The following is a 21,710-nucleotide window of genomic DNA, read 5'->3' on the forward strand; positions in this document are numbered from 1 at the left end:
CTAAGTTAACCCAGCATTAACAAAAAAGCCCTGCTGAGACAGGGCTTTTTTAGCTGCAGGTTTTAAGCTGCAAGCTTCAAGTCGAAGCAGAGCAGCACACGCTATTAGGATTGTAGCTTGCGGCTTGAAGCTTGAAGCTTGAAGCTTGCCGCTACCGCTAATAGCGGTTCGGCTCCATTTCCAGCTCGACGCTGAATCGTTGCCAAATGTCGGCCTGGATCCGTTGCGCCAGCGCCAGCAGTTGCAGGCCGGTCGCGCCGCCGTAGTTGACCAGCACCAGCGCCTGCAATTTATGCACGCCGGCATCAGCCTCGCGGAAACCTTTCCAGCCGGCCTTCTCGATCAGCCAGCCCGCCGCCAGTTTCATCTGCCCGTCCGGTTGTGCGTAGGCCACCAGATCCGGGTATTCCACCTTGAGCCGGGTCACCAGCGCCGCCGGCACCAACGGGTTTTTGAAGAAGCTGCCGGCATTGCCGAGCACCGCCGGGTCCGGGAGCTTTTCGCTGCGGATGCTGCAAATCGCCTGACTGACATCGGTTGGTGTCGGGTGGTCGATGCCTTGCTCGGTCAGGCGCTGACGCACCGGACCGTATTCCAGATGCAGGTGCGCGGTGCGGTTCAGGGTGAACCGCACCCGCAGAATCAACCAACGCCCCGGCTGCTGTTTGAACAGGCTGTCGCGGTAGGCGAAGTTGCATTCTTGCAGGGTGAAGTCGCGCAGCTCGCCGGTCTGGCGATCGAGCGCAGTGAGGCCGGCGAACACGTCCTTGATCTCGACGCCGTAGGCGCCGATGTTCTGCATCGGTGCCGCGCCCACGGTGCCGGGGATCAGGCTGAGGTTCTCCAGCCCCGACAATCCCTGGGCCAAGGTGTGTTGCACAAACGGATGCCAAGGCTCGCCGGCCTCGGCTTCGATCACCACCTGGCTGCCGTCATCGCTGAGTACGCGAATGCCACGGCTGGCCATGCGCAGCACCAAGGCCTGGATATCCGCGGTCAGCAGCAAGTTGCTGCCACCGCCGATCACCAACAGCGGCAGGGCGTTCGAAGCGGCATAGTCCAGGGCTTCACGCACGTCGGCGTCGCTGTGGGCTTCGGCAAACCGCTGCGCCCGCACATCCACGCCAAAACTGTTGAACGGCTTGAGAGAAACCCCGGATTGGACCAGCAAACTCATAACCGCCCCTTCAGCTCGACCACCAGCAAATCACTGGCGCGCTCGATCAAATCCAATACTTGCTCGAAGCCCTGGTCGCCGTCGTAGTACGGGTCCGGCACCTCGTCGATCTCAGAGGCATAACGACGCAGGAACAGGTCCAGTTCGGCCTTGCCCTTGGCCGGTTGCAGGGCCTTGAGGTTGCGCAGGTTGCTGTTGTCCATCGCCAGGATCAGGTCGTAAGTGGCGAAATCCGCTCGGCTGACTTGCTGGGCGCGCTGGGCTGACAGGTCATAGCCGCGCAGCTTGGCCGCGGCCTGGCTGCGCTTGTCCGGGGCCTTGCCGACGTGCCAGTCACCGGTGCCGGCGGAGGCCACTTCGACTTGATCGGCCAGCCCGGCCTCGCGCAGCTTGTGCCGCAGCACCCCTTCAGCCGTGGGCGAACGGCAGATGTTGCCCAGGCAGACGAACAGAACCCGCATCAGGCCTCCAGCAGGCGACGAACGCGCTCAAGGTCTTCGACGGTGTCAACGCCGTGGGGCGGTGCAATCAACGCGTCGGCGACGTGAATCCGCACGCCGTGCCACAGGGCGCGCAGTTGTTCCAGGGATTCGGTGTTTTCCAGCCAGCACGGGCCCCAGCTGACAAAGTCATGCAGGAAACCGGCGCGGTAGGCATAGATGCCGATGTGGCGGCGATACGGCACGCCTTCGGGCAGGTGCTCGCGGCTTTTGGCCAGTGCGTCCCGGGCCCACGGCAAGGTGGCGCGACTGAAGGTCAGCGCCAGGCCATTGAGGTCGCTGACCACTTTGACCACGTTGGGATTGAACAGGCTTTCCACGTCTTCGATCGGCTCGGCCAACGTGGCCATGCGCGCTTCGGTGTGGGCAGCGAGGTTGGCGGCAACCTGATCGATCACGCTCGGCGGGATCAGCGGTTCGTCGCCCTGGACGTTGACCACAATCGCATCGGGGGCCAGGCCCAGTTTCGTCGCGACTTCGGCCAGACGGTCGGTGCCGGAATTGTGGTCTTCGCGGGTCAGCACCACTTCGGCGCCAAACCCCTTGCAGGCCTCGACGATGCGCGCATCGTCCGTCGCCACCACCACCCGTTGGGCGCTGCTTTTGCTCGCCTGTTCCCAGACGTGCTGGATCATCGGCTTGCCGGCGATCAGCAGCAGCGGTTTGCCCGGCAAACGGGTGGAGGCGTATCGCGATGGAATGACAACGGTAAAGGCTGTGGTCATTTATCCAGGCGCTCGTCGGTGGTCAGGGTGCGGGCTTCGGTTTCGAGCATCACCGGGATGCCGTCGCGAATCGGGTAGGCCAGGCCAGCGCCCTTGCTGATCAGTTCGGTCTTGTCGGCGCTGAGCTTGAGCGGGCCTTTGCAGACCGGGCAAGCGAGGATGTCGAGCAATTTGGTGTCCATGAGCATTCCCTGGATAAAACGGTTTTAAGGCAAAAGACGAGCCGGCAACAGGCGCATCAGCTGCGTATCGAACCAGGCCACGAAGGCCGGCGATGGCACAGCATCGACCGCCAGGTACCACCAATCGGCGGCGGCAAAGGCACGGCACTTCACCGCATCCTTTTCGGTCATCACCAACGGCAATGACGGTGTGAAATTCAAGGCCTGCACGCTGTACTCGGCGTGGTCGGCAAATGCATGGGGTATTGGCCGCCAGTGTAGCGTTTCGAGGGTGGTGAAGAAACGCTGGGGATTGCCGATTCCGGCCACGGCGTGCAGGGCCTGGCCTTGGGCAAAGTGATCCAGTGGCTTGCGTTCGCCGCTTTTCAGATTGAGCAGCGCGGTGGGTTTTAGCTGGAAGGCAAAACCGTCGTCGCGATCAGTGGCGGCGCCGTTGTACAACACCGCGTCGACGCTTTGCAGGCGTTCGATCGGCTCACGCAACGGCCCGGCGGGCAGGCAGCGCTTGTTGCCCAGGCCACGGGCGGCGTCGATCAGCACCAGCTCGAGGTCGCGGGCCAATCGATAATGCTGCATGCCGTCGTCGGACAGGATCAGATCCAGCGGTTCACTGGCGAGCAGGGCTTTGACGGCGCTGCTGCGATCCGGGTCGATCATCAGCGACACTCCGGTGCGCTGGACGATCAGCAAAGGCTCATCACCGGCGATGTCGGCACCTTGATCGGCCTCGACCCGCCATGGCAGTTGCGGCGGTTTGGCCCCGTACCCACGGCTGACCACGCCGACCCGCAATCCGTGGCGCTGGCAATGTTCGATCATCCACAGAATCAGCGGCGTCTTGCCCGTACCGCCGACGGTGATATTACCCACGACGATCAGCGGCACCGGCGGCTGGTAAATCTCACCCTCGCCCGCCAGAAAACGCTTGCGCTTGCCCGTGACCACGCGCCGATACAGCCATTCCAGCGGCTGCAACAGCATCAGGGCCGGATGACCGGCATACCACGCGGCGAGCAAACGATCGGACATGGCCATCAGGGCGCGGGCGCCGCCTCGACCGTGGTCATGCGCAAGTGGCTGAAACCGAGCTTGCCGGCGGCGTCCATGGCAGTGATAACGGATTGATGCTGGGTCTTGCCGTCGGCACTGATGGACAGCGGCAGGTTGGTGTCGCCGTTGGATTCTTTCTGCATCGCGTCCATCAGGCTGGCCAGGTCATTCTTCGGCAACAACTGATTGTTGACCGAAAACACGCCCTCGGCGCTGATGGCGACATCCAGTTGCTTGACCTGCTGGTCTTCAGCCGGCGAACCGCTGACCGCTTCCGGCAGTTCGACACGCAACTGGGTTTCCCGGGTAAAGGTGGTGGTCACCACGAAAAACAGCAGCAGGACAAACACCACGTCGATCAGCGACACGAGATTGATGTCTATGTTTTCCCGTTGCTTGCGGCGGAATTTCACGCTTTTTTGCCCTCGGACAGGTCCACGTCACGGTCGCCCTGCACCACTTCAACCAGCTTGATCGCTTCCTGCTCCATCTCCACCACCAGCTCATCGATGCGCCGTTGCAGGAACCGGTGGAAAAAGACCGACGGGATACCGACGATCAGGCCCGAAGCCGTGGTGATCAAGGCTTTGGAAATACCGCCGGCCAGCACTGCGGCGTTGGTGGTCATGCCCGTGCCCATGAACGAACTGAAGATATCGATCATGCCCAGCACCGTCCCCAGCAACCCGAGCAATGGGGCCATGGCGGCGATGGTGCCCAGCGCATTGATGTAGCGTTCCAGCTCGTGGATGACCCGGGCGGCAGCTTCTTCAATGCACTCTTTCATGATCTCGCGACCATGCTTGGAGTTGGCCAGGCCGGCGGCGAGGATTTCGCCCAGCGGCGAGTTGGCGCGCAGTTCCTTGAGCTTTTCTTTATTGAGTTGTTTGTCTTTGATCCAGACCCAGACCTGCCCGAGCAAATGCTCCGGGGCCACACGGCTGGCGCGCAGGGTCCACAGGCGTTCGGCAACGATCGCCATGGCCACGATGGAACTCAGGATGATCGGAATCATCATCCATCCGCCGGATTTAACCAATTCCCACACAGTGACAGTCCCCTCGAAAAAGTGCGCCACTCTAACATAGGGGGTCGGCGCACCGAAGACCGGGATGTCGCATCCCGTCTGGCGGGTCATTTGTTCATCGCCGGCGCATCGCGCCAGAAGCGCCGTTGTTGACGCATCGTTCGCGGGGGCTCGAAGTTTCCCAGCAGCAGACGGACGGCTCCATGCTCGACGCTGTCGTAGATGCGCAGGCCACGCTTGCGATAGCGCGCCGTCACCGTGGGATGGGGGTGGCCGAAGGAATTGCCGTGACCTCGGGAAATCAGCACGGCGTTGGGTTGCAGTGCGCTGAGCAGCACCATGGAGGAGGAACTGCGGCTGCCGTGGTGCGGCGCCGCCAACCAATCGGTGGGCTGCGCCAAAGGGCTGTCGAGCAATGCCCGTTCGGCGTGGGTGTCGATATCACCGGTAAGCAGCAAGCGTTCGCCATGGGCTTCGATCTGCAGGACACAGGACTTCTGATTGCTCTCGCTGGCCGAGGACCATTGCCAGAGCTGGAACGTCACGCCATCCCAGGTCCATTGCCGGCCGCTCTCGCAGCCTTCGGCTTGTAATTCGACGGGCAGCGCCAATGGATCGCCACTGATCACCCGCGTGACTGGCAGCCCTTCGTTGATTGCACGAGCGCCGCCAGCATGGTCGGCGTCGGCATGACTGATCAACATCACGTCGAGGCCGCGTATGCCCAGTTTGCGTAATGACGGCAGTACCACGCGCTCGCCAAGGTCGAAATCACCGAAACGCGGGCCGGCGTCATACAGCAGCGTGTGCTGGCGAGTGCGCACAAGGATTGCCAGGCCCTGGCCGACATCCAGTTGCCAGATCTCGGCCAGGCCTTCGGGCACTTCCTCGCGCGGCGGGAAGATCAGCAGCAACAGCATCGGCCAACCCAACGGACGCAATGGCACGCCTCGGGGCATCAATAATAGAAAGGCGCCCAATACGCCGATGGCTCCGACCCATAACGGCACCGCCACCGGCACCCACGCGGGCAACTGATTCGCCATCAACGCCAGCCCCTTGAACAGCAAGTCGATCAGACCACCCGCCAGCCACAGCAACCCTTCCCCTACGTAGGGCACCGGCAACAGCAAGGTCCCGAGCAACGCTGGCGGCAACACCAGCAGACTGATCCACGGCACCGCCAGCAGATTGACCAGCGGCCCGCTGACACTTATCGGTAGTCCCAGCACCAGCAGCACCGGACAGAGGCCGATCGCGATCAACCATTGGGCGCGGGTCCAGGTTTGCCACCAGCGCCAGGGGCCGAGCCGGCCGCCAAAGGTAAAAATCAGCACCGCCACGGCGGCAAAGGACAACCAGAAACCCGGCTGTAGACTCGCCAGCGGATCCAGCAACAGAACGCCATCGAGCGCCAGCAACAGCGGCCACCAGGCACCTAGATGGCGAAAACGCAGGCGCCACAACAGCACCAGACCGATCATCACGCAGGCCCGGCGCACCGGCACTTCGAACCCGGCCAGCAGTCCGTAACCGAGGGCTGCCCCAAACGCCAGCCCACAGGCCCACGGCAGCCAGGGCCAGCGTCCGGGCCACAAGCCATAACGGGCCAGCCCGGCGATCAGCAAATATACGGAGCCGGCGAGCAAACCGATGTGTTGCCCGGAAATCACCAACAGGTGCACGGTGCCGGTGTCTTGCAACACCTGCCAGTCCTCGCGGCTCAACCCGGCGCCATCGCCCAGCACCAACGCCGCCAATGCCCCCGCTCGCCCTTGGGCATCGACACTGAGCAAACGCTGGCGGATACCGTCGCGCCAGGCCCAGCGGGCAGGTGAAAGGCGTTGGCCATCCTTGACCGTGCCAGTGGCGCCGATGCCCTGAGCCAGCAGCCAGGCGTCGTAATCGAAGGCATGGGGATTGAGCAGCCCGGTCGGGCGCTTCAACTTCACCGCCAGGCGCCAGCGCTCGCCGCTGTTGACCGGCGGCCCGTCGTACCAGGCCAGGCGCATCAGCGACGGCACCTTGCCGTGTCGCGAGCGCGCGTCCGCCAATTCGAAACGAACGACCGCTTCATTGTTTTGCGGCAATCCGGTTATCCGACCTTCAACCCAGCGGGTTTCGCCGTCCAGTCCCGCCGACAACCGATCATTCAGTGCCAACTGCGCCTGACCACAGGCCCAACTGAAACCGAACAGGAAAAACGCCAACGGATACGTGCGAAACGGCAGCAGCATCAACGCCACCACCGGCAGCAACAGCCAAAACCAGACCGGCGGTAAAACCGGTAAAAAACGCAGCGCCAGCAACCCGAGCGCCAGCGCCACCATCCCTGTGCGCATAAGCCCGTCCTTGAGAGTCCCTTTTCAAGGCATAGCCGGTTGATCGCACGGCCGTCGTTATCAATTGTCACAAAGTCTGAATGGGCCACTCATAGAATCCAGACATACTTGCCGCCTTAACCGACCGAGAAGCCTTATGCCCCGGCGCTTATTCAAACGCTACATGCCAGACCCGACCAGCATCAGGGAACACAAATCCTTACGCTTTCTCGGCACGCTGCTGCATGACCCCAACCTCTGGCACCTCAATCGTCATTCGGTGGCCCGGGCGATGGCGGTCGGTCTGTTCGCGGCGTTCCTGCCGATTCCCCTGCAAATGCTATTGGCCGCGATCCTCTCGATCATGGTTCGCGGCAATATGCCGATTGCGGTCAGCCTCGTCTGGCTGACTAACCCGATCACCATGCCTGCGGTGTTTTTCTGCACGTACCAGACCGGTGCGTGGCTGATGGATGTGCCTGCCCGACATCTGCCCGATGAGTTGACCTGGGAATGGATCAGCAGCCAGCTCTCGACATTGTGGCAACCGTTTTTGCTCGGGTCGGTGGTGACGGGGTTGGTGCTGGGCGCCCTCGCCTATTGCCTGACGATGATGTATTGGCGGTGGTGGGTGGGACGGCAGTGGGCGCGGCGCAGGAAAAACCGGATGTGAGAATGCAAAACGGCCTCCGCTTGGGAGGCCGTTCTTTTTGTGGTGTCTGGACGGGCGCCTTCGCGGGCAAGCCGCGCTCCTACAGGGTTGCGTCGTTCGCGTATCGGCAAACGACACAAAACCTGTAGGAGCAAGGCTTGCCCGCGAAAGCCGCGACGCAGTCCTGGATCAGGTCCGCATCCCGCGCCCACTCACCAGCAACCGCGCACAACCGATGTACAAGGCCACGGTCGCGACCAGCATGAAGGTGATCGCCACGCTGATCTTGATGTCCGAAACACCGAGGATGCCGTAACGGAAGGCGTTGACCATGTGCAGCACCGGGTTGGCCAGGGACACGGTCTGCCAGAACGGCGGCAGCAAGGAGATCGAGTAGAACACCCCGCCCAGGTACGTCAGTGGCGTGAGCACGAAAGTCGGGATGATAGAAATGTCATCGAAGTTGCGCGCAAACACAGCGTTGATAAAGCCCAGCAGCGAAAAGATCGTTGCGGTCAGTACCACCACCAGGATGGTCACGCCCAGGTGATGCACCTGCAAATCGGTGAAGAACAGCGACAGGATGGTCACGATAATCCCGACCATCAACCCGCGCAGTACGCCGCCCAGGGTGTAGCCGATCAGAATCGTGTGCGGCGACACCGGCGACACCATCAATTCCTCGATGGAGCGCTGAAACTTGCTGCCGAAGAAACTCGACACCACGTTGCCGTAGGAGTTGGTGATCACCGACATCATGATCAGCCCCGGCACGATGTACTCCATGTAGGTGAAGCCACCCATGCCGCCAATCTGCTTGCCGATCAGGTTACCGAAGATCACGAAGTACAGAACCATAGTGATCGCTGGCGGCAGCAAGGTCTGCGGCCAGATCCGGGTGAAGCGCTTTACCTCGCGGTAAACGATGGTATTGAGGGCAACGAGGTTGGGTTGCAGCTCGGAACTCATACCGCCACCTTCGACAGATTTTTCTCCACCAGGGACACGAACAACTCCTCGAGGCGATTGGTTTTGTTACGCAGGCTCAGCACTTCGATGTTCTGCTGCGCCAACTGGGTGAACAGCGCGGTGATGCCCATGGCTTTGTCGACCTGGACTTCCAGGGTATGACCGTCGAGCAGTTTGGTCGGGTAGCCGAGCAACTGCGGGACCACATTCAGGGTGTTCTTGATGTCGAGCAGGAAGGTTTCCACATGCAGCTGGCCAAGCAACTGCTTCATGCTGGTGTTCTCGACGATGGTGCCGTGGTCGATGATCCCGATGTTGCGACACAACTGCTCAGCCTCTTCCAGGTAATGGGTGGTGAGGATGATGGTGATGCCTTTCTGGTTAAGCTCGGTGAGGAAGGTCCACATCGAGCGACGCAATTCGATGTCCACCCCCGCCGTCGGTTCGTCGAGGATCAGCAGGCGCGGCTCGTGAACCAGGGCGCGGGCGATCATCAAGCGACGCTTCATGCCGCCAGACAGCGAACGCGACGGCACATCGCGTTTGTCCCACAGGCCCAGTTGCGTCAGGTATTGCTCGGCGCGTTCCTTGGCGATTTTCGGCGGGATGCCGTAGTAACCGGCCTGGGTCACGACGATGTCGAAAGTCTTTTCGAACTGGTTGAAGTTGAATTCCTGGGGCACCACGCCGATGGAGCGCTTGAGTTGCGCAGGATTCTTGTCCAGGTCGTGACCGAAGATATTCACCGTGCCCGTGGTCTTGTTCACCAGGGTCGAGAGAATGCCGATGGTCGTGGATTTGCCGGCGCCGTTAGGGCCGAGCAAGGCGAAAAAGTCACCTTCGGCGACGTCCAGATCGATACCACTCAAGGCCTGGAAACCGTTGCCGTAGGTTTTGGTTAGCTGCCGGATGGACAGAGCGGAACTCATATCGGGATACGCACCAAGAAGGGAGGAAAGGAATAAATAAGGGCGGGCGGCGATCAATACAACCACGGCGCACGAGCGCAATGGTGCTTGTCGCCGCCACACAAGTACAGTCAAGTGTGTCGATAGTGAGTATTAAGTCAACGCGGTCATGACGGCTTTCTGATACGCCGGGCGCTGTTTCAATCGTGCATACCAGGCTTCCAGATTCGGCTGTGGCGCCCGCTCGATCGGCATCTCGAACCAGGCATAAATGAAGCTGCCGAGGGGAATGTCGCCCATGCCGATTTCATCGCCGGACAGGTAGGGCTTGGCAGCCAGCGCCTGATCGGCCATCGCTAGCAGATCGTTGCATTCCTTGATCGCCGCGTTGATGGCGGACCAGTCCTGCTGCTCTTTCGGCGTGCGCAACACGCCCCAGAACACAGTGCGGAACGGGCCGGCGAAGCTCGACGTGGTCCAGTCCATCCATTTATCGGCGGATGCCCGGGCCTGGATATCTTGCGGATACCAGTGCGTTTCGTTGGCATGTCGCGCCATCAGGTAACGCACGATGGCGTTGGATTCCCACAGCACGAAACCGTCGTCCTGGATCACCGGCACCCGGCCATTGGGGTTCATCGCCCGGTACTGCGGCGTGTCCACCACACCGAACGCACCGCCGGCATCGATGGCTTCATAGGCCAGGCCAAGTTCCTCGGCGGCCCACAGTGGCTTCCTGACATTCGACGAGTTTTTCCGACCCCAGATCTTCAGCATGACCGCCTCTTTATGGATGAATGCGCTGGCAGCATACGCCGGATCAGGCGCGACTCAAATCACTCTGCATGTCCCCCAACAGCACCGGCAGTAGTTCGCCGAAGAGGTGCGGGTAGCACTTTTCCAGGTGCGCGAAAAAGAAGGCTTCGGGCACGTCGGGGAACTGGCCGTGGTCCACCAGGTATTCCATCAACGGCGCGCCGTCGCGGTTGAAGGGATGGAAAACGCTGTCGTTGATGCCATCGAATTCCAGCGGCGCCACATTGAACAACTCGCACAATCCTTGATTGAACGCCGGCGTGGCTTTGACCCAGCGTCCGTTCAGGTACAGCTCGGTATAACCGTGCATGGCGAACACGTCGCTCTTGAGCAGTTCGAGCAGGCGCGGGGTCGACAGGTGATTACGCACGTCCGCCAGGCCAATGCGCGCCGGGATCCCGCAATGCCGGGCGCACCCGGCCAGCAACGTGGCCTTGGGCACGCAATAACTTTCGCCGGTCGCCAAGGCGTAACTGCCGCGCAAGGTGTCTGGGTCGCGGCTGAAGGTGTAGGGGTTGTAGCGCACGGCCTCGCGCACGGCGTAATAGAGGCTGATCGCCTGCTCGCGCGGATCGCGACTGGCACCGCGATGTTTTTCAGCGAACTCCACCACCGCAGGGTGGTCACTATCGATGAAGCGGCCGGGACGCAGATACTCGTGCATGAGGTCGATCTCCTGGGGGAGCCTCGAGTCTATCGACACCTTCAGCACAGAGATAACGACGATTCGGCCAAACATGGGCGCTTTGCCGCTCACCCTGCGAACGATTTCCGAGGCCGGTTGCCAACAGGTCTTACAAAACCCATCCAAGGTTTCCCACGATTTCAATCACATTGCTCTGACCACCCGAAATGGCGGATGCCGTCTAAGCTCTGAACGTTGGTTTTGCCCTGGTTTCACGGAGGATTAAATATGCTGTTGTTGTGGATACTGGTTCTGATCGTCGGCATCGCCTATTTGGCCCACCGCCGCATCTCCCCGCTGCCGGCATTGTGCATCGTTGCGGTCTATGTCGTTGCGATGGGCGCCTTCAGCCATGCACCGGGCTGGCTGCTGCTGGTGCTCTGGGTGCTGATCGCCGCCGTTGCGGCACCGCTATTGCTGCCTGACCTGCGCCGCAAATACTTCAGCGCGCCGCTGTTCAGCTGGTTCCAGAAAACCCTGCCGCCGATGTCGCAAACCGAGCGCGACGCCATCGATGCCGGCACGGTCTGGTGGGACGGTGAGCTGTTCAGCGGCCGTCCGGACTGGGACAAATTGCTGTCCTATCCCAAAGCGCAACTGAGCGAAGAGGAACAGGCCTTTATCGATGGCCCGACCGAAGAACTCTGCGCCATGGTCAGCGACTGGCAGATCGGCCAGGACATGGACCTGCCGCCTGAAGCCTGGGCCCATATCAAGGAAAACGGCTTCTTTGCGCTGATCATTCCCAAGGAATTCGGTGGCAAAGGCTTCTCCGCCTACGCCCACTCCCAGGTGGCGATGAAACTGGCGACCCGCAGCGGCGACCTCGCCTCCACCGTGATGGTGCCCAACTCCCTCGGCCCTGCCGAACTGCTGCTGCATTACGGCACCGACGAACAGCGCAACCATTACCTGCCGCGACTGGCTCGCGGCGATGACATTCCGTGTTTCGCCTTGACCGGTCCGCTGGCCGGCTCCGACGCCGGAGCGATGCCCGACACCGGGGTAATCTGCAAAGGCGAATGGGAAGGCCAGGAAACCCTGGGCCTGCGACTGAACTGGGAAAAGCGCTACATCACGCTCGGCCCGGTGGCCACCCTGCTCGGCCTCGCGTTCAAGGCCTACGACCCGGATCATCTGCTGGGTGACAAGGAAGACCTGGGCATCAGCCTGGCGCTGATTCCGACTGACACCGCCGGCGTTGAAATCGGCCGCCGCCACCTGCCCCTCGGCGCCGCGTTCATGAACGGCCCGAACTCGGGCAAGGATGTGTTCATTCCCTTGGACTTCCTCATCGGTGGCCAGGAAATGCTCGGCAAGGGCTGGATGATGCTGATGAACTGCCTGTCGGTGGGGCGTTCGATTTCCCTTCCGGCGGTGGGCACGGGCGCGGCGAAGTTCACCAGCCTGGTGACCGGCCAATATGCCCAGGTGCGTGAGCAATTCAATGTGCCGCTGTCTGCCTTCGAAGGCATTCAGGAAGCCATGGCCCGCATCGGCGGCAATGCCTGGATGATGGACGCCGCGCGGATGCTGACCGCCAACGCGGTGGACCTGGGCGAGAAGCCGTCGGTGCTGTCGGCGATTCTCAAGTATCACCTGACCGAACGCGGCCGCGAGTGCATCAGCCACGCCATGGATGTGCATGGCGGCAAGGCGATCATCATGGGGCCGAACAACTACCTGGGTCGCAGCTGGAATGGCGCGCCGATCTTCATCACCGTGGAAGGCGCGAACATCCTTTCGCGCAACCTGATGATCTTCGGCCAGGGCGCGATTCGCTGCCATCCGTTCGTGCTCAAGGAAATGGCCCTCGCCGGCCGTGAAGACAAGGATCAGGCCCTTACCGAGTTCGATGGCCTGCTGCTCAAACACATCGGTTTTGCGGTGAGCAACGCCGCCAGCACCCTGGTGCTGAACCTCGGTTTCGGTCATTTCGAACGGGCACCGGGCAATTCGCTGAGCCAGGGTTACTTCCGCGCCCTCAACCGTCAGGCCGCCGCCTTCGCCATGCTCGCTGACTTGAGCATGATGCTGCTCGGTGGCGAGCTGAAACGTCGCGAACGTCTGTCGGCACGCTTGGGGGATGTGCTCAGCAACATGTATCTCGCCTCCGCTGCACTCAAGCGTTATCACGACCTTGATTCGCCAGACCATATGGCGCCGCTGTTTATCTGGGCCATGGAAGAAAGCCTGGGCCAGTCCGAGCGCGCATTGGATGAACTGCTGAGCAACTTCCCGAACAAGGTGTTGGGTTGCCTGCTGCGGGTGATCGTGTTCCCGTTCGGTCGTCGGCACAAAGGACCATCGGATAAACTCGGCGCCGAAGTGGCAGCGGTTATCGGCCGGGCCAAGGGTGATCCGACCCTCGAAGAGTTGCTCGGCGGTTGCTACCGTCCGCAATCCGCCGATGACGCCGTCGGTGCCCTGCAACACGCCTGCAACCTGTTGAGCGCGGCGCAACCGTTGCAGAAAAAACTGCACGTGGCGCTCAAGAGTGGTCAGGTCAAACCGGCTGCCGGGGAGCACGCCATCGATGCGGCACTGGAAGCAGGGGTTTTGCAACCGGGTGAGGCGCAGTCCCTGCGTGACGCCGAAGTGGCGCGACGCAAGGTGATCGATGTCGATGATTTCGACAAGGATGAACTGGCGCTGGCCGACGGAAAGGTCCGCTGATCCTGTAAAAACAGGCGTGGGAGCTTTATACTCCCGCGCCCGTTTTGCTCTTGAGGACTTATCTCGTGTCCAATGTCGTTGCCGATCATCTCGTCTTGCTGGACCACTTGCGCAGCATCCTGGTCGCCGTAGGTGAGGCCGAACAGGTTCCCGAAGAAAGCCATGCCTTGTTCCTGGAGCGCTTCGACGAATTGCGTGCGTTGCTGCCGGTCGATCCGATCGAAAGCCAGTACCTGGGCCAGGACATTCTTTGCCAGGTCATCACCCGCTACCCGCAAATCGCCCACTTGGTGCCGCGCGACCTGCTGTGGTACTTCGCCGGCGACTGCCTGCACTACATGCCTGATGATGAAATCGAGTTGTATCAGGCGCTGGAAGAACGTCGTTTCGAAGCGGAACAGAACGACGAACCGTTCGACTGGAACCAGGAAAAGCAGCTGCTGGCGATGTCGCAGGACGACAGCAAGCACTGATCCCGGATCAGCAACGCAAAAGGCCCGCATGGTGATTCATGCGGGCCTTTTTTTTGTGGCATTTGTGAGGACGCCTTCGCGGGCAAGCCTCGCTCCTGCACGGGACCGCGTTCGCCTGTAGGAGCGAGGCTTGCCCGCGAAGAGGCCCGTCAAAGCAACCCATCACTCTCCGGCAACTCATACTCCGCCGCGACCGTGTTCAAGGCACCCGGTTTACCCGGCTTGCTCAAGGTTGGCTCCTTCTCCAGACACTCCACCAGATAATCGATAAACACCCGCAGCTTGGGCGGCAAGTAGCGCGTCGGTGAATGCAGCAACCACGCACCGCCATGGTAGGACGCCAGAAACGTCCAGTCCGGCAACACCTGCACGATCAACCCCTGCTCCAGCGCATACCGGGCGGTGAAGTACGGCAAGCTGCCAATCCCGATGTGCTGCAACACCGCGCCCAGTCGCACGCCAGTGTGATTGGCCGCGTAACGCCCGCGCACGCCGACAGTCACGGCTTTGCTGCCTTTCTTGAATTTCCAGCGTGCATCGCTCGGGGTTTCGCCCAGGTAGATGCAACTGTGATTGAGCAAGTCGTGGGGATGGGCCGGCGTACCGTGTTCGGCCAGGTATTGCGGGGTTGCGCAGAGCAAGTGGTCGATGGTCAGCAACTGTCGCCCGACCAGTCCTGCGGGCGGGCAATTGGTAATGCGGATCGCCAGATCGACGTTGTCATCGATCAAATCCACCTGCCGGTCTTCGAGCAGCAACTCCACATCCACTTTGGGATAACGCCGCAGAAATTCCGGCATATGCGGGTGAATCACAAATCGGCCCACGGCCTTGGGCACGCTGACCCGCACCAGTCCTTCGGCCTCGTGGGTGAACTGGCCGCTGATCTCCATCACCGACTTGGCCGCGCTGACCATCTCCTGGCAACGCTTGAACACCTCTTCGCCACCATCGCTCAGGCGCAGCTTGCGCGTGGTGCGTTGCAGCAAGCGGGTGGCCAGGGCTTTTTCCAGGCGCGAGATGCTGCGGCTGACCGCCGAGGGCGATGAACCCAGCTGACGTGCCGCTTCGGAAAAGCTGCCGGTCTCGACAACCTTGACGAAAATCGCCATCTCACCCAACAGCGGCAGCGGTAGATTTATGCTCACAGCGCAACAGTCCTTTGATGATTGAACGGATTATCACGCAATTCCACGCTTCATATAATAAAAATAGAAACTTTAATAAGGGCATGGAATATGACGCTTCGCCTCTTTTTCCATAGTGATGACCTCAAGGCCAATGTGGAAGTCCTGGATTGCACGCCCCACGAGCATGAATTCGCGGTCGTTTTGCGCGCCACACTGTTCCACCCCCAGGGCGGTGGACAGCCTTGTGATACCGGCTGGATCGGTGAAAGCCAGGTACTGCGGGTCGTCCAGGATCCAGACCGGATCGTCCATTACGTCGACCACCCGGTACAACCCGGCATGACCCAGATCCGGGTCGATGAACAACGCCGCCAATTCAATACCCGCATGCATTCGGCCGGTCACCTGATCGGCCACTTTGTTCAGGTCCTGGGCTGGATGCCGATCAAGGCCCACCATTGGCCGGGCGAAGGCCGTGTGCAGTTCAAACCGGCGGATTCGGCTGAAGAGATCGAGGCCCAGCCCCTTCAGGACGGTATCGCGCAGTGGATCGCCGATGACCTGCCGCGCCTGACCTCGCTGCGCGAAGGCGCCCGGGAAATCGGCTTCGGCGAACTACCGGCCTACGGCTGTGGCGGCACCCATGTACGTAGCCTGAAGGATTTAGGCACGGTCACGATCGACTCCCTTTCACTGAAAAAGGGCACGCTTTCGGTCCACTACCACGTGGATTGAGCTTGTTGGCGATGTCGGCACCTTCATCGCCTGACGCCGGGGGAGCGTGCATTCGCAGGCTCCGTTGACTAATCGATAGATGGACCTAAACCATGATGCTTGACGTCGAGCGTCTCGATGAGACGTGCATAAAAAAACTGGCCAACGAAGAAGTCCTCGCCATTCGCGTCAAAGGCTTCTTGCCTCAACCGCTGGCGGTGCAGATTGGCGACAAGATCCTTGCGCCGGGCTTTGAGGGTTACATCAACGCGCCGAGCATCGGTCGCATCGGCATGGCGTTTTACGAAGCGGAAAACCAGCCGCTGCTGATCGAAGACTATTTCGAACGCGCCACCAGCAACATCGAGGAACTGCGCAATCGCTGTGCGCCCTACTCGTCCCCGGTCGACACCCTGCGCTGCATGCTCGACGAGTCCTGGCCGGCGGGTGCACATCTGGAGAATCTTTACGGACGCAAAATGTATGTCGGCCTGTCCCGGGTGGTGAAACCCGGCGTGTGCTTTCTCGCCCATCACGACATTTTTGCCAAGGACGCCCCGGACAGTTTTCAGGCCCGCAGCCTGGAGGCGCAGTTCGCCTGCAATGTCTACCTGAACATGCCCGCCGAGGGCGGCGCGTTGCAGATGTGGGACCACGACATTTCCCCCGATCGGTTCGACGAAATGCGTGGCGACAGCTACGGCATCGACCCGGCCCTGCTGGGTCCTCCGACCCTGGAGATTCGCCCTGATCCGGGGGATTTCATCATGTTCAATTCGCGCTGCATGCACTCGGTGACCCCGGGCGTGGCCGATCCGCGCTTGAGCCTTTCGTTCTTTGTCGGTTATCGCGGCAATGCTTCACCCCTGACTTTCTGGAGTTGAAATGCTTTCCAATTACCTGGGCGAGTTTCTGGCGCTGGCGACCATCCACTTTCTGGCCGTAGTCGCACCCGGACCGGACTTCGCCGTGACCATTCGCCAGAGCGTACGCTTCGGTCGACTGGTGGGCATCTGTACCGCGCTGGGCATCGGAGCGGGCATTTCCGTGCACGTGCTTTACACCTTGCTCGGCGTCGGCGCGTTGATGCACACCACGCCATGGCTGCTGACGGTGGCCAAGGTCGTGGGCGGTGCCTACATTCTGTACCTCGGCGTCAGCCTGTTGCGCAGCAAGCCCAAGACTGCCCTGGAAGGCGACAAAGTCGCGGACGAGCCGATGGTGGAACAGACCTTGTTGAAGGCGTTTACCACCGGTTTCCTGACTAACGCGACTAACCCGAAAGCCACGCTGTTTTTCCTGGCGATCTTCACCACCATCATCAGCGCCACAACACCGCTACAGATCCAGGCGCTGTATGGCGTGTGGATGTGCTTCGTCAACGCGCTGTGGTTTGTGATCGTCGCGTTGTTCTTTTCCAGTGCCCGGATTCGGCTGCTGTTCATGCGCATGGGGCACTGGTTCGAACGCACCATGGGGGTGATTCTGATCCTGTTCGCCGGGCGCCTGATCCTGTCGATGTAACCCCGCGCCCCTGCAAAAGGCCCGCTCAGTCAGACTGGCGGGCCTTTTGCATTTCTGCGTCGCTTTTGCCGTTCTGTGCGACAGTTCCCACTTCAGGGGCTCCCCTGTCACTCCCTCGCGGTGTTAGTTTGGAAACCTTTCTGATTATTCGATCAGATATTTCCCACTCACAACCTGCGAAGGAATGCCCCCAGCAATGGATTTTTCTCTCAAGCAACTGGCCGCGACCACCCTGATTCTGGCGAGCCTTTCGTCGTTCACCACACTGGCCCAGGCCAACATCACCCCGCAACAGAGCGCGACCCTTCTTAAGTCTTTCAGTGAAACTTCGGTCACGGATTTCAGGCAGTTCCTGGGTGGCGTGGCCAAGAGCGACCTGGCGAAGACCGCCAACCTCGGCCCGGCCATCAGCGCCTTCCTCGACAACAAAACCCTTTCTGCCGAACAGCAAAACGAGATCACTCGCCTGCTGGGGATTTATGCGCGGGTGAAGTACGGCAGCGCGGCCACCGAGACCCTGCGTGAACTGGTGGCAATTCCGACCTTCCAGGTTGAAGGCGTCGCCCAGCACGACAATCCTGAATTCATCAAGATCGCCGACAAGATCAAGAGCCTGGCCCAAGCCTTCAACCTGAACTTCCGCAACATCGACAATCGCGTCTATGAAATCTCCCTCGAAGGCAGCGGCGATGAGGTCGTGGGCATTCACGCCCATGCCGACGTGGTGCCCGTGACGCCGGAGAACTGGGTCCTGAAGGACGGCACCAAACTCGATCCGTTCAAAGTCACCCTGATCGGCGACCGCATGTATGGCCGGGGTACCGAGGATGACAAGAACGGCATCGTGGTGGCGATGTACGCGATGAAGGTCATCAAGGAAGAAAAGCTGCCGCTGGCCAGGAATTTCAAGCTGCTGGTGGACACCACCGAAGAAACCACCGGCGACGCCATTCCTTATTACTTCGAACACAACCCGACGCCCAACTACAACCTGGCGCTGGATGGCGGCTACCCGGTGGTGATTGCCGAGAAAGGCTACGGCACCGTCATGGCCAAGTTCGCCGTACGCAAGGGCGAAGGTAAAGGCGCCGAAATCATCTCGATGACCGGCGGCATGGCCACTAACCAGATTCCATCGGCTTCCGTCGCGACCCTGGTCACTGACAAACCCGCCGAACTGGCCGCCAGCCTGCAGAAGGCCGGGGCTGATTATGCCAAGCGCAACAGCGGCAACGGCGGCAACTTCGAAGTGAACGCCAAGGTCGACGGCAAGAACGTCAAGCTGACGGTCACCGGCGTTTCTGCCCACTCCTCCGAGCCCGAGTCCGGTGTGAACCCGGTGGCCAGGATGCTCGACTTCATCCATAGCCTGGATGGCAAAGTCGCGCTCAAGCACAACCACATCACCGACGCCGCCCGCTATGCCGCCGACAACTGGGGCCTGGATTACCTGGGTGGCAAATTGGGCGTTGGCTTCTCCGATGCCTTCATGGGTCCGCTGACCACGTCCCTGACCTTTGTCGGGCTGGATGACAAAACCTTCAAGCTCGCCGTCAACCTGCGCGTACCGAAGGGCGAGTCCCCGGAAGCGCTCAAGGCAAAAATTGCTGAAAAGATTGGTGCCTGGAGCAAGAAAACCCACGTAGCGGCGACCTTCGACTACTCGATCGCCGAGCCGATGTACCGCAATCCTGAGGGTGAATGGGTCAAGGCGTTGTTGGCGGTGTCCACGGAAAACCTGGGCATGGAACACAAGTTCGGCTCCTCTGCCGGTGCCACTTCGGTCCATGAACTGCCCAATGGCGTGCAATTCGGCCTGGCCCGACCTGAGGTCAAGTACACCGGCCACACCGACAACGAGTTCAAGACTGTCGACCAGTTCCTGCTGGACCTGCAGATCGTGACCGAGATGATGGGCCGCGTCGGGCAGTTGCCGAAGCTCTGATGCACTTTTGGACCCGCTGCTGTGGCGGGTCCGACTTCTGGAGCTTTCAGCAAAAAACGCACAAACAAAAACGCCGCTCATTGCTGAGCGGCGTTTTTGTTGAATATGGAGCGGGAAACGAGACTCGAACTCGCGACCCCGACCTTGGCAAGGTCGTGCTCTACCAACTGAGCTATTCCCGCAAATGGCGTCCCCTAGGGGACTCGAACCCCTGTTACCGCCGTGAAAGGGCGGTGTCCTAGGCCACTAGACGAAGGGGACACGCTAACTGAAACACATGGTGTGTGTTCCAGTGCCCAAATCCGCATCCGAAGATGTCGGTTCTGGTTTCACTCAGCCCTGCCCGAAAGCAACGCTGTTTAAAATTGGAGCGGGAAACGAGACTCGAACTCGCGACCCCGACCTTGGCAAGGTCGTGCTCTACCAACTGAGCTATTCCCGCAAATGGCGTCCCCTAGGGGACTCGAACCCCTGTTACCGCCGTGAAAGGGCGGTGTCCTAGGCCACTAGACGAAGGGGACACACGTACAACATTCACTCCCTACCGCGTTTCGCTGTGTGCTTTACGCTGTAAGTGGCGCGCATTCTATGGATGGATTGATGGGTCGTCAACCCCCTGATATAAATTTATTTAAATCAATGACTTCGCCGTGCTTTTGGAGGCGAATCGGGGTTTTCCGTCGCCCGCTGTTTGACGCCTATATTCTGGCACCCGCCAAGGCGCTATAGTCCACCCACTCAACGAATGATGGCAATGTGCACTGCGCACGCTATTACTTATATAAGCAGGATGACTGCCGATATAAGTAGAGTCGTGGCCGATTCAACTCGTCGAGCGGCCCTATGCGCTCCCACGCCAAGCCACTACACTCGCACGCGAACCCTATAAAGAGGTCTTACCGGTGACACCACTCATGATCACCCTGCTAGTCGTAGCCGGGATCGCACTATTGATCGCCATTGGCTACATGAACCATGTGGTGGAAAACAATAAGCTGGAAAAGGCCCGTACCAAGGTCGAACTCAACGACCGCCTGCGTCGCTGCGGCGAAATCACCGAGACCTTCCCCGGCCAGTTGATGACACCCGCGCTCAAGCTGTTGTTGACTCGCCTGGAGCTGAACGTCTGCCAGCGCCTGCTGCACCTTGATAAAACCAATGCCACGGTCAAGGCTCGCATCGCCGAACTGAACACCCTGGTCGCCCAGGGCGAATCGATCCCGGTCAACAACCCGCCGGCACCGATCCAGACCGAAGCCAAGGCCAAGGATGTGCGCTTCTTGCTCGAAGCCTTGCACGGCCAGATCACCCGCGCCGCACAGGACGGCTTCCTGCCGACCAACGAAGCCAAGCGCTGGATCCGCGAAGTCCGCCACATCCTGGTCCTGCTGCACATCGAGTTCTTCAACAACCTCGGCCAGCACTCCCTGCAACAAAACCAGCCTGGCCAGGCCCGCCTGGCATTCGAACGCGGCGTGCAATACCTGCGCAAGCAACAGGAACCGCAGCTCTACGCCGAACAACTCGAATACCTGGAAAAACTCCTGGCCCGCGCCAACGCCCAAGTCATGGACCAGACCGCCCCGGCTGAAGGCGAAGTCAACCAATTGACCGAAGGGTTGAAAGACGTCGAGGCTGATGCCGACTGGAAAAAGAAAGCGATTTACGACTGATCGAACCAGTCAGGGAAGAAAGCCACCAGGAGGTGGCTTTTTTTTGCTTTGGATTTGGTGGGGGGAAGATCAAAAGATCGCAGCCTTCGGCGGCGTCTACAGGGCTTGGTGCATCCGATGGTAATGGGTCGGCTGTCAGGCCGCCTTCGCGGGCAAGCCTTGCTCCTACAAGGCTTGGTACATCCGATGGTAATGGGTCGGCTGTCAGACCGCCTTCGCGGGCAAGCCTCGCTCCTACAGGGCTTGGTGCATCCGATGGTAATGGGTCGGCTGTCAGGCCGCCTTCGCGGGCAAGCCTTGCTCCTACAAGGCTTGGTACATCCGATGGTAATGGGTCGGCTGTCAGACCGCCTTCGCGGGCAAGCCTCGCTCCTACAGGGCTTGGTGCATCCGATGGTAATGGGTCGGCTGTCAGGCCGTCTTCGCGGGCAAGCCTTGCTCCTACAGGGCTTGGTACATCCGATGGTAATGGGTCGGCTGTCAGGCCGCCTTCGCGGGCAAGCCTTGCTCCTACAAGGCTTGGTACATCCGATGGTAATGGGTCGGCTGTCAGACCGCCTTCG

General features: G+C 60.5%; 21 protein-coding genes and 4 tRNA genes. 8 read left to right on the forward strand and 17 right to left on the reverse strand.

Annotated elements, in window-relative coordinates; genetic code table 11:
- Positions 1–157: 157 nt before the first annotated feature.
- The 8 genes from murB to ACY4LX_RS25205 all read right to left on the reverse strand — a co-directional run bounded on the left by murB (position 158) and on the right by ACY4LX_RS25205 (position 7,003).
- Entirely contained in the window at positions 158–1,177 is a 1,020-nt protein-coding gene (gene murB, locus ACY4LX_RS25170) for a UDP-N-acetylmuramate dehydrogenase (RefSeq protein ID WP_463258174.1), read from the reverse strand.
- On the reverse strand, positions 1,174–1,638 hold the full coding sequence (locus ACY4LX_RS25175; protein WP_149659981.1) for a low molecular weight protein-tyrosine-phosphatase: 465 nt from the start codon (positions 1,636–1,638) through the stop codon (positions 1,174–1,176). The genes murB and ACY4LX_RS25175 overlap by 4 nt, the downstream gene beginning before the upstream one ends.
- Entirely contained in the window at positions 1,638–2,402 is a 765-nt protein-coding gene (gene kdsB / locus ACY4LX_RS25180) for a 3-deoxy-manno-octulosonate cytidylyltransferase (protein ID WP_463258175.1), read from the reverse strand. Before kdsB ends, ACY4LX_RS25175 begins: the two co-directional genes overlap by 1 nt.
- Positions 2,399–2,584 carry a Trm112 family protein gene (locus ACY4LX_RS25185; protein WP_007945752.1) on the reverse strand — a complete coding sequence of 62 codons (186 nt, stop codon included), beginning with the start codon at positions 2,582–2,584 and terminating at the stop codon, positions 2,399–2,401. Before ACY4LX_RS25185 ends, kdsB begins: the two co-directional genes overlap by 4 nt.
- A 24-nt stretch (positions 2,585–2,608) precedes the next feature.
- Positions 2,609–3,619: a tetraacyldisaccharide 4'-kinase gene (gene lpxK / locus ACY4LX_RS25190; protein ID WP_463258176.1), complete on the reverse strand. Its 1,011-nt coding sequence runs from the start codon at positions 3,617–3,619 to the stop codon at positions 2,609–2,611.
- Positions 3,619–4,047 (reverse strand): ExbD/TolR family protein, encoded by a 429-nt coding sequence (locus tag ACY4LX_RS25195; protein WP_133838401.1) that lies wholly within the window; start codon positions 4,045–4,047, stop codon positions 3,619–3,621. The genes lpxK and ACY4LX_RS25195 overlap by 1 nt, the downstream gene beginning before the upstream one ends.
- Positions 4,044–4,682, reverse strand: a complete 639-nt coding sequence (locus ACY4LX_RS25200) for a MotA/TolQ/ExbB proton channel family protein (RefSeq protein WP_463258177.1) — start codon at positions 4,680–4,682, stop codon at positions 4,044–4,046. Before ACY4LX_RS25200 ends, ACY4LX_RS25195 begins: the two co-directional genes overlap by 4 nt.
- An 86-nt stretch (positions 4,683–4,768) precedes the next feature.
- On the reverse strand, positions 4,769–7,003 hold the full coding sequence (locus ACY4LX_RS25205) for a DNA internalization-related competence protein ComEC/Rec2 (protein ID WP_463258178.1): 2,235 nt from the start codon (positions 7,001–7,003) through the stop codon (positions 4,769–4,771).
- 136 nt (positions 7,004–7,139) lie between these two features.
- Between ACY4LX_RS25205 and ACY4LX_RS25210 the strand changes: the two genes are divergently transcribed.
- Complete coding sequence (locus tag ACY4LX_RS25210; RefSeq protein ID WP_463258179.1) at positions 7,140–7,655, forward strand: DUF2062 domain-containing protein; 516 nt, start codon at positions 7,140–7,142, stop codon at positions 7,653–7,655.
- Positions 7,656–7,823: 168 nt separating this feature from the next.
- On the opposite strand, the gene ACY4LX_RS25215 is transcribed toward ACY4LX_RS25210, so the two are convergent.
- From ACY4LX_RS25215 to ACY4LX_RS25230, 4 genes are all read right to left on the reverse strand, one after another.
- Positions 7,824–8,603, reverse strand: a complete 780-nt coding sequence (locus ACY4LX_RS25215; RefSeq protein WP_123407003.1) for an ABC transporter permease — start codon at positions 8,601–8,603, stop codon at positions 7,824–7,826.
- Positions 8,600–9,532, reverse strand: coding sequence for an ABC transporter ATP-binding protein (locus ACY4LX_RS25220; RefSeq protein WP_149659976.1), 933 nt, complete (start codon positions 9,530–9,532; stop codon positions 8,600–8,602). Before ACY4LX_RS25220 ends, ACY4LX_RS25215 begins: the two co-directional genes overlap by 4 nt.
- Positions 9,533–9,664: 132 nt before the next feature.
- Positions 9,665–10,288, reverse strand: a complete 624-nt coding sequence (locus tag ACY4LX_RS25225; RefSeq protein ID WP_463258180.1) for a glutathione S-transferase family protein — start codon at positions 10,286–10,288, stop codon at positions 9,665–9,667.
- Between the two features lie 43 nt (positions 10,289–10,331).
- Positions 10,332–10,991 carry a transglutaminase-like domain-containing protein gene (locus ACY4LX_RS25230; RefSeq protein ID WP_463258181.1) on the reverse strand — a complete coding sequence of 220 codons (660 nt, stop codon included), beginning with the start codon at positions 10,989–10,991 and terminating at the stop codon, positions 10,332–10,334.
- A gap of 249 nt (positions 10,992–11,240) precedes the next feature.
- On the opposite strand from ACY4LX_RS25230, the gene ACY4LX_RS25235 reads away from it, so the two are divergent.
- Both ACY4LX_RS25235 and ACY4LX_RS25240 read left to right on the forward strand, forming a co-directional pair.
- Entirely contained in the window at positions 11,241–13,688 is a 2,448-nt protein-coding gene (locus tag ACY4LX_RS25235; protein ID WP_463258182.1) for an acyl-CoA dehydrogenase, read from the forward strand.
- A 65-nt stretch (positions 13,689–13,753) separates the two neighbouring features.
- Entirely contained in the window at positions 13,754–14,161 is a 408-nt protein-coding gene (locus ACY4LX_RS25240; RefSeq protein ID WP_149659972.1) for a PA2817 family protein, read from the forward strand.
- Positions 14,162–14,310: 149 nt separating this feature from the next.
- Here ACY4LX_RS25240 and ACY4LX_RS25245 read toward each other — a convergent pair whose 3' ends face one another.
- Complete coding sequence (locus tag ACY4LX_RS25245; protein ID WP_463258183.1) at positions 14,311–15,309, reverse strand: LysR family transcriptional regulator; 999 nt, start codon at positions 15,307–15,309, stop codon at positions 14,311–14,313.
- Positions 15,310–15,399: 90 nt separating this feature from the next.
- Here ACY4LX_RS25245 and ACY4LX_RS25250 point away from each other — a divergent pair, with 90 nt between their 5' ends.
- From ACY4LX_RS25250 to ACY4LX_RS25265, 4 genes are all read left to right on the forward strand, one after another.
- The gene (locus ACY4LX_RS25250; protein ID WP_149659969.1) at positions 15,400–16,026 is read left to right on the forward strand and encodes an alanyl-tRNA editing protein; all 627 of its coding nucleotides are present in this window, start codon (positions 15,400–15,402) and stop codon (positions 16,024–16,026) included.
- A gap of 92 nt (positions 16,027–16,118) precedes the next feature.
- A complete protein-coding gene (locus ACY4LX_RS25255; RefSeq protein ID WP_149659968.1) occupies positions 16,119–16,889 on the forward strand; it encodes a 2OG-Fe(II) oxygenase in 771 nt (256 codons plus the stop codon).
- Position 16,890: 1 nt separating this feature from the next.
- Positions 16,891–17,529, forward strand: a complete 639-nt coding sequence (locus ACY4LX_RS25260) for a LysE family translocator (RefSeq protein WP_463258184.1) — start codon at positions 16,891–16,893, stop codon at positions 17,527–17,529.
- A gap of 196 nt (positions 17,530–17,725) precedes the next feature.
- Positions 17,726–19,474, forward strand: coding sequence for a dipeptidase (locus ACY4LX_RS25265; RefSeq protein ID WP_463258185.1), 1,749 nt, complete (start codon positions 17,726–17,728; stop codon positions 19,472–19,474).
- A 106-nt stretch (positions 19,475–19,580) separates the two neighbouring features.
- Here ACY4LX_RS25265 and ACY4LX_RS25270 read toward each other — a convergent pair.
- From ACY4LX_RS25270 to ACY4LX_RS25285, 4 genes are all read right to left on the reverse strand, one after another.
- Positions 19,581–19,656, reverse strand: a tRNA-Gly gene (locus tag ACY4LX_RS25270).
- 3 nt (positions 19,657–19,659) lie between these two features.
- A tRNA-Glu gene (locus ACY4LX_RS25275) sits at positions 19,660–19,735 on the reverse strand.
- 105 nt (positions 19,736–19,840) lie between these two features.
- Positions 19,841–19,916, reverse strand: a tRNA-Gly gene (locus ACY4LX_RS25280).
- Positions 19,917–19,919: 3 nt separating this feature from the next.
- Positions 19,920–19,995 (reverse strand) — tRNA-Glu (locus ACY4LX_RS25285).
- A gap of 393 nt (positions 19,996–20,388) precedes the next feature.
- On the opposite strand from ACY4LX_RS25285, the gene ACY4LX_RS25290 reads away from it, so the two are divergent.
- Entirely contained in the window at positions 20,389–21,147 is a 759-nt protein-coding gene (locus ACY4LX_RS25290; RefSeq protein ID WP_463258186.1) for a hypothetical protein, read from the forward strand.
- The last annotated feature ends 563 nt before the right edge of the window (positions 21,148–21,710 follow it).

Source organism: Pseudomonas sp. Emmai (genome assembly GCF_055179735.1).

Coding starts and splice junctions, on each gene's coding strand:
- murB (WP_463258174.1), bottom strand. CDS start 1,177: ATGAGTTTGCTGGTCCAATCCGGGGTTTCTCTCAAGCCGTTCAACAGT.
- ACY4LX_RS25175 (WP_149659981.1), bottom strand. CDS start 1,638: ATGCGGGTTCTGTTCGTCTGCCTGGGCAACATCTGCCGTTCGCCCACG.
- kdsB (WP_463258175.1), bottom strand. CDS start 2,402: ATGACCACAGCCTTTACCGTTGTCATTCCATCGCGATACGCCTCCACC.
- ACY4LX_RS25185 (WP_007945752.1), bottom strand. CDS start 2,584: ATGGACACCAAATTGCTCGACATCCTCGCTTGCCCGGTCTGCAAAGGC.
- lpxK (WP_463258176.1), bottom strand. CDS start 3,619: ATGGCCATGTCCGATCGTTTGCTCGCCGCGTGGTATGCCGGTCATCCG.
- ACY4LX_RS25205 (WP_463258178.1), bottom strand. CDS start 7,003: ATGCGCACAGGGATGGTGGCGCTGGCGCTCGGGTTGCTGGCGCTGCGT.
- ACY4LX_RS25210 (WP_463258179.1), top strand. CDS start 7,140: ATGCCCCGGCGCTTATTCAAACGCTACATGCCAGACCCGACCAGCATC.
- ACY4LX_RS25215 (WP_123407003.1), bottom strand. CDS start 8,603: ATGAGTTCCGAGCTGCAACCCAACCTCGTTGCCCTCAATACCATCGTT.
- ACY4LX_RS25220 (WP_149659976.1), bottom strand. CDS start 9,532: ATGAGTTCCGCTCTGTCCATCCGGCAGCTAACCAAAACCTACGGCAAC.
- ACY4LX_RS25225 (WP_463258180.1), bottom strand. CDS start 10,288: ATGCTGAAGATCTGGGGTCGGAAAAACTCGTCGAATGTCAGGAAGCCA.
- ACY4LX_RS25230 (WP_463258181.1), bottom strand. CDS start 10,991: ATGCACGAGTATCTGCGTCCCGGCCGCTTCATCGATAGTGACCACCCT.
- ACY4LX_RS25235 (WP_463258182.1), top strand. CDS start 11,241: ATGCTGTTGTTGTGGATACTGGTTCTGATCGTCGGCATCGCCTATTTG.
- ACY4LX_RS25250 (WP_149659969.1), top strand. CDS start 15,400: ATGACGCTTCGCCTCTTTTTCCATAGTGATGACCTCAAGGCCAATGTG.
- ACY4LX_RS25255 (WP_149659968.1), top strand. CDS start 16,119: ATGATGCTTGACGTCGAGCGTCTCGATGAGACGTGCATAAAAAAACTG.
- ACY4LX_RS25260 (WP_463258184.1), top strand. CDS start 16,891: ATGCTTTCCAATTACCTGGGCGAGTTTCTGGCGCTGGCGACCATCCAC.
- ACY4LX_RS25265 (WP_463258185.1), top strand. CDS start 17,726: ATGGATTTTTCTCTCAAGCAACTGGCCGCGACCACCCTGATTCTGGCG.
- ACY4LX_RS25290 (WP_463258186.1), top strand. CDS start 20,389: ATGATCACCCTGCTAGTCGTAGCCGGGATCGCACTATTGATCGCCATT.